Source organism: Stenotrophomonas sp. YJH_SMC_16, assembly GCF_059367875.1.
In genome coordinates this window covers 26664-40281 of the sequence record NZ_JCAFRH010000006.1, presented here as the reverse complement: position 1 = coordinate 40281, position 13618 = coordinate 26664, and the positions used below count along the sequence as shown (strand labels likewise).

The 13618-nt window shown below is 66.9% G+C and carries 8 protein-coding genes; 2 read left to right on the top strand and 6 right to left on the bottom strand.

Annotated elements, in window-relative coordinates:
* Positions 1-53: 53 nt before the first annotated feature.
* From AC5P6E_RS14380 to AC5P6E_RS14360, 5 genes are all read right to left on the bottom strand, one after another.
* A complete protein-coding gene (locus AC5P6E_RS14380) occupies positions 54-371 on the bottom strand; it encodes a hypothetical protein (protein WP_019337081.1) in 318 nt (105 codons plus the stop codon).
* Positions 372-512: 141 nt separating this feature from the next.
* The gene (locus AC5P6E_RS14375) at positions 513-899 is read right to left on the bottom strand and encodes an SseB family protein (RefSeq protein ID WP_010483507.1); all 387 of its coding nucleotides are present in this window, start codon (positions 897-899) and stop codon (positions 513-515) included.
* Positions 900-1024: 125 nt separating this feature from the next.
* Positions 1025-2737, bottom strand: coding sequence for an alpha-amylase family glycosyl hydrolase (locus tag AC5P6E_RS14370; RefSeq protein ID WP_313208420.1), 1713 nt, complete (start codon positions 2735-2737; stop codon positions 1025-1027).
* Positions 2737-4224, bottom strand: coding sequence for an MFS transporter (locus AC5P6E_RS14365; RefSeq protein WP_100447961.1), 1488 nt, complete (start codon positions 4222-4224; stop codon positions 2737-2739). The genes AC5P6E_RS14370 and AC5P6E_RS14365 overlap by 1 nt, the downstream gene beginning before the upstream one ends.
* Positions 4221-6413 (bottom strand): glucosidase family protein, encoded by a 2193-nt coding sequence (locus tag AC5P6E_RS14360; RefSeq protein ID WP_495231060.1) that lies wholly within the window; start codon positions 6411-6413, stop codon positions 4221-4223. Before AC5P6E_RS14360 ends, AC5P6E_RS14365 begins: the two co-directional genes overlap by 4 nt.
* A 237-nt stretch (positions 6414-6650) precedes the next feature.
* On the opposite strand from AC5P6E_RS14360, the gene AC5P6E_RS14355 reads away from it, so the two are divergent.
* Together AC5P6E_RS14355 and AC5P6E_RS14350 are read left to right on the top strand one after the other, a co-directional pair.
* On the top strand, positions 6651-8705 hold the full coding sequence (locus AC5P6E_RS14355) for a glycoside hydrolase family 97 protein (protein WP_495231078.1): 2055 nt from the start codon (positions 6651-6653) through the stop codon (positions 8703-8705).
* A gap of 277 nt (positions 8706-8982) precedes the next feature.
* On the top strand, positions 8983-11751 hold the full coding sequence (locus tag AC5P6E_RS14350) for a TonB-dependent receptor (protein WP_053443794.1): 2769 nt from the start codon (positions 8983-8985) through the stop codon (positions 11749-11751).
* A 183-nt stretch (positions 11752-11934) separates the two neighbouring features.
* On the opposite strand, the gene AC5P6E_RS14345 is transcribed toward AC5P6E_RS14350, so the two are convergent.
* Positions 11935-13548 carry an alpha-glucosidase family protein gene (locus AC5P6E_RS14345; RefSeq protein ID WP_191862945.1) on the bottom strand — a complete coding sequence of 538 codons (1614 nt, stop codon included), beginning with the start codon at positions 13546-13548 and terminating at the stop codon, positions 11935-11937.
* Positions 13549-13618 lie beyond the last annotated feature (70 nt).

Here is a 13618-nt window from a genome sequence, read left to right as displayed (position 1 = left end):
CTCCTGTAGTGCCGAGCCATGCTCAGCACATTGTCTACGGCAGCCGCGAAAATTCAGTGCACCGCGGCCTTCGGCCCCAGCAATGCCAGCAGCACATAGACCACGATCGAGGCGACGGTGCCGAACGCTGCCGGCAACCCGAACGCCCACGCCGAACGGCCCTGCTGGCGTGCCCACTGGGCCAGATGCCAGGCCGCGCCCAGGTTGATCAGCCAGGCAATGACGAACACCGGCCACAGCACCATGCCCACCGCGCGCAGCAGGGGCATGGACACCAGCGCGGCAGCGATCGCTGAGATCAGGAAGATCAGTGCGGAGCGGGAATGGCGTGATCGTGCTGGTGAGCCGGCAGGTAGTTCCCTCAATTCCATGGCAGAGCCTCGATCCTGGTGTCAACCAAAGGGGATCACGTACGGCACCCGAAGGGAAGCGTTCTGTAGGGTCGGGCCGTGCTCGACTGATCCGGCATTGCGCGAACGGCAGCCGAGCATGGGCTCGGCTCTACAGGACAATCAGCCTTGGGCGAAGTCCTTCAGGATCTCGCCGACGCCGCTGGGCGAGATCTCGAAGCCCAGCGGAGTGCCTGGGTTGATCACCACGCCGTAGCCCCCCGGCACGCGGCGCAGAACGTCCAGCATCAACCAGCGGATCTGGTGTTGGGCCTGCTGGCTGTAGATGCCCACCCGCGATGGATCGGTGAACACGGCCACGTGCAGGATGCCCTGCTTGTCGAACAGCAGCGGGTCGAAGCCGCTGCCGTCGGGCGTGACCAGGCTGCCGGTCAGCAGCACTACCTCGGAAGCGACGAAGGCCTCCATGAAGGCGCGGATCGGCACCGCCCCGTCCATCGCCGCCTTCAGCAGGGTTTCGATCGGGGTCTGCGGGGCGAGGTCGGTCATGGCGGTACGGCAGGGCGTGAGGGGGGCCTATTGTAGGGTCGAGCCTGCTCGACTGCTCGAAGAGCGTGCCAACCGAGGTTGGCACCCACCAGAGCGGTAGCGCCGGGCCATGCCCGGCGGCGCCCTCATCGTCCCAGACGCTGGTCCCGAGCCTTCTGGTCGGTCATCGCCTTGTCCAGCTCGGCCTGCAGCGCTGGCTGCTGCACGGCGGCATCCAGCACGTACACCTTCACGCCATGCGCGGGCACTTCGGCCTTCAGGGAGGCATCCACCTGCAACGAACCGCCGTCCAGCGCATCACGCCAGCGGCCCGCCTGGACGTAACGCGCCACGGTGAAGCTCCTGGCCTGGTCGCCCTTGTTCAGCAGCACCAGCGCGGTCTGCGCCACCTCGCCCTGCTGCAGCACACGGAAGAACACCGCCTCATCACCCTGCAGGCGCTCGTTCACCTGCAGGCCGCGCTGCAGCGCCGGGGTGGCTTCACGCAGTCGCGCGATACGCTGCAGCGGCGCGAAGATGGGGCTCTTCGGCGCCGCATCCACACGCGGCTGGCCGAAGTAGGCGCGGTTGCCGGCGTGCTCGGCGCGACCACGCATGAAACCGGTCTCCGAGCCGTAATAGACCACCGGAATGCCGCGCGCGGTGAACAGCCAGTTGTGCGCATCGATGAAACCGCTGTCGCTGGCCTGCAGGCGCGGCATGTCGTGGTTGTCGTAGAAGCTCATCAGCTCGTACGGGTTGGCGTACGGCCCCCCGCTCAGGTGCAGCGGCTCGGCCAGCGTTTCAAAGCCCTTGCCGGCGGTGCCGAAGGTCTGCTCCAGTGCACCGCGCAGCGGGAAGTCGAGCACGCTGACATTGGCGTTGGCCGGCCAGGTGTGCTCGGCAATGGTCGCCGCGTTGTAGTCGAAGGCTTCGCCAAACATGAACATGCCCGGATGCTCGGCGCGGATGCGCTTGACGAATTCATGCCACCACGGGTGCGGCAGCCAGCCGATGGTGTCGATGCGCAACGCGTCCACGCCCTGCGCGGTCCACTGCAGGTAGGCGCCGACCAGGTACTCCATCACCGCCGGATTGTCCTGGTTGAAGTCGGACAGCTCGGCCAGGTTGCCATCGAAGATCGAGCCATCCTTGCTGTCGACCGGACCAACGTTGTTGTAGAACGCGTGCAGCGGGTTGTGCTTCGGATCCAGCTTCTGCGGGGGCAGGTTCTGGTGGTCGGCAATCAGTTTTCCATCCCTGTCGAAGATCTGGCCGAACTGTGGCTGCCGCGTCGGCATGGTCCAGGCCGGCGAACCGTGGTTGCCCACGATATCCAGCACCACCTTCAAGCCAGTACCGTGCAGCCCCTTGGTCAATCCGGCAAAGTCCAGGTCCTTGCTGGGCAGGTGTTCATCGAGTTTGTAGAAGTTGATGCCCCAGTAGCCGTGGTAGCCGGTCTTGCCACGGTCGGTCAGCGTGCTGGTGCAGCTGATCGGCTTGCTGCCGGTAAAGGCTTCGTCCGGGTTGTCCACGATCGGCGTGATCCACACCGCGCCGAACCCCAGATTGCGGATGTACTGCGCATTGTCGAGCACGCCGCGGAAATCACCACCGAGGTAACCGATGTTGCCGTCCACCTTGTCCGGGCACGGCACCGGGATATCGAAGGTGCGGTGCTTGCCGCCCTGGTCGCGGTGATCGTTGGACGGATCGCCGTTGACGAAGCGGTCGGTGACCACGAAATACACCGCATCACTGGCGAACGGTTCGGTGGTACCGACGTAGTCCGGACGCGGCGCGGCCACCGCCTGACCAGCCAGCACCAGGGAAACAGCAACAGACAGCGCACCACGCATCACACCACCTCCGGACGGGACGGAACCCGCAGCACGCACAGGCCGGCGACGAACAGGCTGCAGCCGCCCAGCACCAGCACATGCATCGGTTGACCACCCAGCCAGGCGCGCAGGGCAAAGCCGAGCGCGCTGGCCGCGACCAGCTGCGGGATCACGATGAAGAAATTGAAGATGCCCATGTACACGCCCATCTTCGACGCCGGCACGCTGTCGGACAGCAGTGCGTAGGGCAGTGAGAGGATCGACGCCCAGGCGAAGCCGACGCCGGCCATCGACAGCAGCAGCCAGTGCGGGTCGCGGATGAACATCAGCGAGACCAGACCGGCGCCACCCAACCACAGGTTGAGCAGGTGGCTCCAGCGCAGGCCGATGGCACGCACCATCGGTGGAATCAGTACCGCGGCCAACGCAGCGAAGCCGTTGTAGGCGCCGAACAGTACGCCCACCCAGTTGGCGCCCTCGTTGTAGGCCGCCGTCTTCGGGTCGTCCGAACCGAAGTGGACACCGGCCACTGCGGCAGTGGTGTAGATCCACATGGCGAACAGCGCGAACCACGAGAAGAACTGCACCCAGGCCAGCCGCCGCATCGTGACCGGCATCGCCCGCAGGTCGCCCACGATGGCGGCCAGCATATGCGTGCCAGGCAGCGCGCGGGCCACGGCCAGCAGCAGGCCGTAGCCGGCACACAGGCCGGCCAGCACGTAAAGCATCCGGTCGCCCTGCCGCCACGCGATCAGCAGCGCCAGCAGCACGCCCAGCCCCAGCCATACGGCCACCTGCGCCCAGGGCGCCGGACCGCTGATCGTCGCCGCTGCGTGATGTGCCGGCGGCTCGGCATCATCGAACCCGGCCAGCTCCGCCGGTGAATATTCGCGGGTGCTGACCACCGTCCAGGTGATCGCCGCCAGCAGCACCACCGCGCCGAAGTAGAACGCATAGCGCACGGTGTCCGGCACTTCACCTGCGGCGGCCGTATTGGCGACGCCGAAGTGGGCCAGGATGAACGGCAGGAAGCTGGCGACGATGGCGCCCACGCCGATGAAGAAGCTCTGCATGGCATAGCCGGTGGGGCGCTGGCGTGGCGCCAGCTGGTCGCCGACGAAGGCGCGGAATGGCTCCATCGATACGTTGATCGAGGCATCCAGCACCCACAGCGTACCGGCGGCGATCCACAGCGTTGGCGAATTCGGCATCACCAGCAGGGCCAGCGTGGTCAGCACCGCACCGATCATGAAGTATGGACGACGGCGCCCCCAGCGGGTCCAGGTGCGGTCGGACAGGTAACCGATCACCGGCTGCACCAGCAGGCCGGTCAGCGGCGCGGCGATCCACAATCCAGGTACCGCGTCGATGTCCGCGCCCAGCGTCTCGAAGATGCGGCTGGCGTTGGCGTTCTGCAGGGCGAATCCGAACTGGATGCCGAGGAAGCCGAAACACATGTTCCAGATCTGCCAGAACGACAGTTGTGGCTTGGCGGGACGATTCATCGTGCGTCCTCTTCCGCCGCCACCTGCGTCACCTTCAACGCCTGCACCTGCGCATGGTTGAGCACGCCGTCGCGCCCGCCCTTTCCGCCGGTGTAGTGCGCGAAATGCTGCAGCGCGCTCATGTTGAAGCCTTCTTCAAGCGCGACCGTGCACGGCCCCTTGTGCACGGCGAACGTTGCCGAGGTCGAGTCCTGCACGGCCACGCTGTGCGGCATCGCAACCGTATGCCGCTGCAAAGGCTGGCCCGGGCACTGCAGCACCAGCTGCTTGACTGCAGCCGTGACGCCGGTGTTGATCGGCCCGTTCGGGTTGCGGTACTGCAGGCGCAGGCGCACCTGCCCGGCCTTGGCCGAGGTGAACTGCCAGCGTTCCTCGCCCTTCAGCACCTGCTGCGGACCGACGCAGAGCATCGGGCTGTGCAGCGATTCCAACGTGCCTTCGCGCCGGGTCAGGCTGAGGCAATGCTGCAGGCCATCGTCGTTGATGCGCGCCACGCCGTTGCTGGCGGTGACCGCCTTGCCGTCCTTCCACAGCACCTGATCGGCTGCCACCGGAACGTTCCAGCCCGTGCCCTTGCGCGGGGCCTGCGGCGCAACCGGCGTGGCCGGCGCACGCACGTTGGCATCCGCAGTCGTGGCAGCGAAACCGGTTGCTGCCGGGGCGGCGACCAGCTGCACTGTCGTGGTGCTGCCACGCGTGGTGGTTCTGCCGGCCACCAGCAGGCCATCGCCCACGTTCTGCGGGCGCTCCAGCACATAGCGCTTGCCGTTGGCTTCCAACGTGATACGGGGATGCGTGCCGAACAGTTCTGGCACCAGCACGGCCGGCAGCTTGGGCTGCACGCGGCCATCGTCCTGCACGCCGAACACGCCTTCGGTGACCATGGCCAGATAGCCGGCCACCGACCACAGCTGGCGCTCGGAATTGACCACCGGCCCGCTCAGCGCGCCTTCGTCCACATGCACGGCCTGGCTGACAAGCTCGTAGTTTTCCATGTTGGAACCGGCCAGCGCGGCGCCGCGCATCAGCGAACGGATCTCGGCGGCAATGCGCGGGACATCATCCAGCTGGCGCGCCGCGCGCAGCGAATAGGCGCTGACGAACGGCCAGATGGCGCGGTTGTGATAGATCGGCTGCTGCCCTTCCTGCGGCCAGACCACCGGACTGCCGGCCGGCCCGATCGGGTACGCCGCCAGCGCACGGCGCGCACGCCCGGTCGGCAGCACGTCGGCCAGGATACCCAGCGACAGGCCCAGCAGATCGACCTTGGCGTACGGCACCGGGTGCGCCGCTTCGCCGATGTAGCTCATGTACTGGCCCATGTCCTCCCGCCAGAAGCGCGCATCGACCTGCTGCGCCAACGCATCGGCCCACGCCTTGTACTCGTCCGCGCGGGCATCGCCGCGCTTGCCGGCCAGGCGTTCGGCCAGGCGCAGCGCCTGGTAGTGCAGCACGTTGGTGGACAGCGCGTAGGAATCACCGATGAAGCGCACGTCCTCGCGGGTCCAGTCCGGATAGGTCTGCTCGCGCCAGTCCAGGAACGAGGTCTCGCCGCGGTACAGGCCCACCTGCGCGTCGAACACCATCGCGCGGTCCTGTGCCAGCGTGCCCTGCAGCGCCTGCCAGACCTGATCGGCAAACGCCGGATCATCCAGCAGGTGGCGCGCGGCCAGGAACCACACCACGCGGTCGCTGCTGATCGGCCAGCTGCCGCCGGACCCGGTGTCCTGCGCCACGAACAGGCCGGGCGTGTGCCCGTCGCGCGCCGCCGACAGCTTGAACTGCAGCGACTGCCGGGTGCGCTGCGGGTCCAGCCGCGCCAACGCCAGATCGGCGGCGAAGCTGACATCGCGGGTCCACACATAGGGCCAGCGCGCGCCGGTCTGGAAGCACTCGCACGGCACCGGCCGGCCTTCGTCGAACGCGGGATCGCGAATCGCGTCCACACGGTCCTGGTCCATCTCCTGCTGGGCCAGCGCGAACAACGCGTCGAACATCACGCTGCCGGTCTGGCTGCGCATCGGCATCGGCGCGATACGCACCTCACCTTTCGGCGCATGCAGTACGAAGCTGCCGTTGGCAGCGGCTTCGGCACGCGCATGGCGGCCGTCGAATTGCAGGTCGGCCGCCTGCGCGGTCGATCCCAGCGCTGCCCCCAGGACAGCGGTCAGGCAAATGATCTTCAGCATCGAAGCGGCGGACCGGCTTGCGCCCGTCGGCCTCCCTCCCTCTCTGCACGCGTTGTAGGTCCGCACCGTCGTTGCCGGCGGGCGGGCACGGCCCCTCCCTCAAGGTGCCTTGGCCCCATGGTAGACGCGGGGCTGTCGGCTGCGTCCAGCTGCATACGTATTCATGGCGCCACGCGGTAGCGCGCCTGCTGTGCTGGCTTATGGTCCGGGTCTGCCAACGGCGCCTTGGGAGGGGAACTGCCGATGTCACCCACTGCTGTACGCGCGGCAATCGCGCACCTGCTCGGCCTGGCCCTGCTGGCCTGGGCCACGCTGGCACAGGCCGCGCCACAGGTCGCCAGCGTCGAATCACCCGGCAAGGTGCTGAAGGTCAGCCTGGTGCTGGACGGCGGGACCGCCCGCTACCGCGTCGAGCGTTTCGGCGAGCCCGTGGTGGAGGATTCAAAGCTCGGCTTCGCCCTGCGCGATGGCCGCCTGGACCGCGATTTCGCCCTGCTCGGCCAGCAGCGGCGCAGCGTCGACGACAGTTGGGAGCAGCCGTGGGGCGAGCGCCGGCTCACCCGCAACCACTTCAACGAGCTGACCGTGCAGCTGGCCGAGACCACGGGCAGCAAGCGGCGGCTGGATGTGGTGTTCCGCGTCTACGACGACGGCATCGGCTTCCGCTACGTGTTCCCCGAGCAGCCGAACCTGCGCGAAGCGATCATCGATGACGAGCTGACCGAGTTTGCCATCGCACAGGATTCCACCGCCTGGTGGATTCCCGCCGGCGAACCGATCCATTACGAGTACCTGTACCAGCGTACCCCGCTGCGCGAAGTGCCGCTGGTGCATACGCCGATGACCCTGCGCAGCCGCGATGGCCTGCACGTGGCGATCCACGAGGCTGCGCTGGTGGACTACGCCGGCATGTGGCTGCGCCGCACCGAGGGCCAGCGCCTGCGCGCGCAGCTCTCGCCCTCGGCCGAAGGCTGGAAGGTGCGCCGTGCCCTCCCCTTCGCCACACCCTGGCGCACGCTGCAGGTTGCTGACCGCGCGGGTGGCCTGATCGAATCGGACCTGATCCTCAACCTCAACGAACCCAATGCGCTGGGCGACGTGAGCTGGGTGAAGCCCGCCAAGTACCTCGGGGTGTGGTGGTCGATGCACCTGGACAACGAGAGCTGGGCGACCGGGCCGAAGCATGCGGCCACCACCGCCAGGACAAAGAAGGTGATCGACTTCGCTGCTGCGCACGGCTTCCGCGGCGTGCTGGTGGAAGGCTGGAATCCGGGCTGGGACGGCATGTGGGTGGGTAATGGCTACAACTTTGATTTCACCCGCGCCACGCCCGATTTCGATATCGAAGCGCTGTCGGCGTATGGCCTGAAAAAGGGCGTGCACCTGATCGGCCACCACGAAACCGGCTGTGCCATCGAGCACTACGAGGATCAGTTGGGCGCCGCGCTGGACCTGTACGCACGGCTGGGGGTGGACCAGTTCAAGACCGGCTACGTCTGCGACGATGGCCAGGTCGACCGGCGAAATCCGGCTGGCGGCTCGCTCTGGCGCGAGTGGCACGACGGGCAGTTCATGGCCCGCCATCACCTGAAGGTGGTGCAGGAGGCCGCGCGCCGGCACCTGTCGGTGAACCCGCATGAGCCGATCAAGGACACCGGCCTGCGCCGCACCTACCCCAACTGGATCTCGCGCGAAGGCGCACGCGGCATGGAGTACAACGCCTGGGGCCAGCCGCCGAACCCGCCGGAGCACGAGGTCAACCTGGTGTTCACCCGGATGCTGGCCGGGCCGATGGATTACACCCCCGGCATCCTCAGCCTGAAGGGCCGCCACGGCCAGGCCATTCCCAGCACGCTGGCGCGCCAGCTGGCGCTGTACGTGGTGCTGTACAGCCCGATCCAGATGGCCGCCGACCTGCCCGAGCACTACCTGCAGCATCGCGAGGCGTTCCGCTTCATCGAAGACGTGGCGGTGGACTGGGAGCAGAGCCGCGTGCTCGATGGCGAGGTGGGCGACTACGTGACGATCGTACGCCGCGACCGCAACAGCCGTGACTGGTTCCTCGGCAGCATCACCGATGAGCACGGCCGCATGCTGCCGGTATCGCTGGGCTTCCTGGAGCCGGGCGTGCGCTATCGCGCCGAGATCTACCGCGATGGTGACGGCGCTGATTTCCGCAGCAACCCGTTCGCGTTCGCACGAGAAACCCGGGAGGTGACCAGCGCCGATGCCCTGACGCTGGTGCTGGCACCGGGCGGTGGACAGGCCATTCGCTTCACGCCTATCCGTTGAACGTCTTCCTGCCTGCGCGCCGCTGTAGCGCCCGAGACCACGCTCGGGCGGCGGTGCGCAGCACCGGAACGCAGCCGAGCATGGGCTCGGCTCTACAGAACGATGCACCTGAAAGCGATTACACCCCTGCAAACGGCATTGAATACGTATGCAGGGTGATTCCCGCGAAGAACGCGCTGCCTACCATAGCGGCGACGACAGCGGCCACCGCGTCGCACGTCCACGGTCACTCCGGGACGTTCACGAATCGATCTGCAACATTGCCTGGGAGGGGAAAATGTTGAACCACAAGCGCAGCGCGCTGAGCATCGCGCTGGCCGTTGTCCTGGCGCCGACGCTGGCGTCTGCACAGTCCACGCAGAGCACCACCACGCCGGCCGCCACCGCCGCCACCAACCTGGATACGGTGCAGGTCACCGGCATCCGCCGCGGCATCGAAAACGCGATCGCGATCAAGCAGGACGCCACCTCGGTGGTCGAGGCGATTTCCGCCGAAGACATCGGCAAGCTGCCCGACGTCAGCATCGCCGAATCCATCTCGCGCCTTCCCGGCCTGGCCGCCCAGCGCGTTGCCGGCCGTGCGCAGGTGATCAGCGTGCGCGGCCTGTCACCCGACTTCGCCACCACCCTGCTCAATGGCCGTGAAGTGGTCAGCACCGGCGACAACCGCGGCGTCGAGTTCGACCAGTACCCATCCGAGCTGGTCAACGGCGTGACTGTCTACAAGACCCCGGACGCGGCTCTGGTCGGCCAGGGCCTGTCGGGCACCATCGACATGCAGACCGCACGCCCGCTCAGCTTCGGCGAGCGCGTGATCGCGGTCAGCGGCCGCTACCAGAAGAGCTCCCTGGGCCGCGCCGCCAACATCGATCCGTATGGCAACCGCTTCAGTGCCAGCTACATCGACCAGTTCTTCGACAACACCCTGGGCATCGCCATCGGTTACGCGCACAGCGACATGCCGATCCAGGAGAACCAGGTCGGCCTCTACGAGCCCTGGACCACCGAACACACCGACAAGGGCGAGCGTCGCGGAATCGCGCCAGGCACCTACTTCACCGATGGCATCAAGGCGCTGCGCCGTACCGGCAACAACAAGCGCGACGGCGTGATGGCGACGATCCAGTTCCGCCCAAGCAACAGCTGGACCAGCACCTTCGACGCGTTCCACACCGAAGCCGAGCAGATCGACACCGCCAACCAGTTCGAGCTGAGCCTTAGTGGCAATGGCGAGGACAGCAACAATCCCAACGCGATCCTGCCGGTGTTCAGCAATGTCGGCCGCAATGCCGATGGCAGCTTCACCGGTGGCACGATCAGCAATGCGTACCCGCTGGTCCGCGGCATGTACAACAAGCGCAAGGACAAGATCGACGCGTTCGGCTGGAACAACGAGTTCAACGTCGGCGGTGTGAAACTGGTCGCCGACCTGAACTACTCGAAGGCGACCCGCCGCGAGATCAACCTGGAAAACAACCTGCAGCTGGTGCCGCGCCCGCAGTTCGACACGATCGGCCTGGTGGTGAACAACAACAGCTTCTCGCAGATCACGCCGGGGCGCGACTATTCCAATCCGGACAGCCTGTTCCTGACCAATACGATCTATGGTTCCGGCTACGGCAAGGTGCCGGAAGTTGAAGACCGCTTGAAGGGCGCCAAGCTGGCGGCGACGCTGCCGGTTCCCGAGGCCATGTCCAGCTGGTTCTCGGATGTGGACGTGGGCGTGAACTATGCCGACCGCCGCAAGCAGAAGGCCCAGGCCGAAGGCAACATCCTGCTCGGCGCCCAAGGCGAATCCACCATCGCCCCGGACCTGCAGTACCGCCCGGTCAACCTCGGCTTCGCCGGCATCGGCTACATCCCGTCGTGGAACGTGCCGGCAGCGGTGGGTCGCTACATGACCTTCAACCCGGTCGACAATCTGGACTACCTGATTCCCAAGTCGTGGACGGTCGAGGAGAAGATCACCACCGCGTGGGCACGCCTGAACATCAACACCGACATCGGCGTGGTCGGCGTGCGCGGCAACATCGGCGTACAGATGCAGCACACCGACCAGAGCTCGGATTCGCGCTACTGGGACAGCTCACAGCCGGCGGGCAGCAACATCCAGCCCTTCTCTGCCGGCAAGACCTACAAGGATTGGTTGCCGAGCTTGAACCTGGTGTTCATGTTCCCGCACCAGCAGACATTGCGCTTCGCCGCCGCCAAGCAGGTCGCGCGCCCGCGCGTGGACCAGATGCGTGCCGGCCTGGAGTTCGGTGTGGATACCAACAACGGCCGCCCCGGTGGCAGCGGCGGCAATCCGCTGCTGGATCCGTGGCGCGCGACCGCGCTGGACCTGTCCTACGAGAAGTACTTCGGCGAGAAGGCCTACGTGGCTGCGGCGATCTTCTACAAGGATCTGAAGAGCTACGTCTACACGCAGTCGGTGGACAACTATGACTTCAGCGGCCTGCTGGGCAATTACGTGCCGCCGCCGGGCATGACCGCACCGGTGCTGACCACCGGTACCTTCTCCACGCCGCAGAACGGCAAGGGCGGCACGTTGAAGGGGCTGGAGCTGACCGGGTCGTTCCCGCTGGAGATGCTGACCGACAGCCTGCGTGGCTTCGGCGTGCAGGCCAGCGCGACCTTCAACAAGAGCGACATCACCATCCTGGATCCGGAAAGCGCCTCCAGCGTGGGCAGTGGCCCGATCAGCCTGCCGGGCCTGTCCAAGCGCGTGTACAACTTCACCGCCTACTACGAGCGCAGTGGCTTTGAAGCACGCGTGAGCCAACGCCGCCGCTCGGACTTCATTGGTGAGATCGGCAACTTCAACGGCAACCGCACGCTGCGTTACGTGGTAGGCGAGAACGTGACCGATGCACAGGTCAGCTACACCTTCAGCGACAGCAGCAGCCTGCGCGGGCTGACCCTGCTGCTGCAGGGCAGCAACCTGACCAACGAGCCGTACCGCACCTACGCCGGCAGCAAGGATCGCCCGCTGGAGTACATCGAGTGGGGCCGCACCTACATGCTGGGCGTGAACTACAAGTTCTGATCACGACCGGGTAGTGCCGGTCGCTGGCCGGCAACCCATGGGGAGCAGGACCGGAAACCCGCTGCGCAGGCAGCGGGTTTTCTTCTGCGCGGATGCTGGCCGTTGGTCGGCCAGGCCCACCCACAAAAAAGGGACGGGGCGCTTCGGCCCCGTCCCCGCAAGTACCGCCACCGGAGAAAACGGTCAGCTGCGTCGGGCGCAATACACCGCGCGCGGCGGCAGCTCGAGTTCATTGCCCTGCACCGTGCCCGCATCCGGGCCCGGTACCTCCACCTGCTGCCAGTTGCCCGGCGGCAGCGGATGGCTCACCGCCTCGGCCGACAGGTTGAAGGCCAGCAGGAGGGTTTCATCTGCAAGCATACGCTCGAACAGCAGCACTGGCTCGGCGCTTTCGATGAACCGGATGCTGCCATGCAGGAGCGCCGGCTGGCTATGCCGCCAGGCCAGGAACCCCCGGAATGCGGCCAGGACCGAGCCCGGGTCGCGCTCCTGCACCGCCACGGCCGCGGCGCGGTGCTCGGCCGGGATCGGCAGCCACGGCTGGCCCGTGGTGAAACCGGCCAGCGGCGCATCAGTCCACGGCAACGGGGTGCGGCAGCCGTCGCGGCCCTTGAAGTTCGGCCAGAAGGTGATGCCATAGGGGTCCTGCAGCGCCTCGAACGGCACCTCGGCCTCAGCCAGGCCCAGCTCCTCGCCCTGGTACAGGCAGACCGAGCCGCGCAGCGAGCACAGCATCGCCACCAGCATCCGCGCCAGGCGCGGGTCAGCCGGGTGGCCGCCCCAGCGGCTGACCGCCCGCTCCACGTCGTGATTCGAAACCGCCCAGCACGGCCAGCCTTCGGTCATCGCCGCTTCCAGCCGCGAGACCGTGTCGCGGATATAGGCCGCGCTGTAGTCGTCCACCAGCAGCTCGAAGCTGTAGCCCATGTGCAGGCGGCCGTCCCGGGTGTACTCGGCGGTGGTGGCCAGCGAGTCCTCCGAGGAGATCTCGCCCAGGCTCACCGCGCCCGGGTACTCGTCCAGCAGCGCGCGCAGGCGCTCCAGGAAGGGCAGGTTCTCCGGCTGGGTGTTGTTGTAGTAGTGGTACTGGTACGCGTACGGGTTGTCCGGGCTGAAGCCGCGGCCCACGCGCTTGTCGGCGGGCTTTGGCGGGTTGTCGCGCAGCTGCGCGTCGTGGAAGCAGAAATTGATGGCGTCCAGGCGGAAGCCGTCCACGCCGCGGTCCAGCCAGAAGCGCACGTTGTCCAGGGTGGCCTGCTGCACGTCCGGGTGGTGGAAGTTCAGGTCCGGCTGGTCGACCAGGAAGTTGTGCAGGTAGTACTGCTCACGGCGCGGCTCCCACTGCCAGGCGCCGCCGCCGAACAGCGACAGCCAGTTGTTGGGCGGGGTGCCGTCCTCGCGCGGGTCGGCCCACACGTACCAGTCCGCCTTCGGATTGCTGCGGTCCTGGCGGCTCTCGCGGAACCAGGCGTGCTCGATCGAGGTATGGCTCAGCACCTGGTCGATCATCACCTTCAGGCCCAGGCCGTGGGCCTTGGCCAGCAGCCGGTCGAAGTCGTCCAGGCTGCCGAACAGCGGGTCGACGTCGCGGTAGTCGGCGATGTCGTAGCCGAAGTCGGCCATGGGGGACTTGAAGAACGGCGAAATCCAGATCGCGTCCACGCCCAGCGCGGCGATGTGGTCCAGCCGCTCGATGATGCCCGGCAGGTCACCCACCCCGTCGCCGTTGGCATCGAGGTAGCTGCGCGGGTAGATCTGGTAGATGACGGCTCCGCGCCACCATGGATAGTGCGACATCGACAGCCCCCCTCCGGGCATGCAGGGCCCACCGGAAGCGGGCCGAAATCCTGTTCCGGCAAGCTTAGCG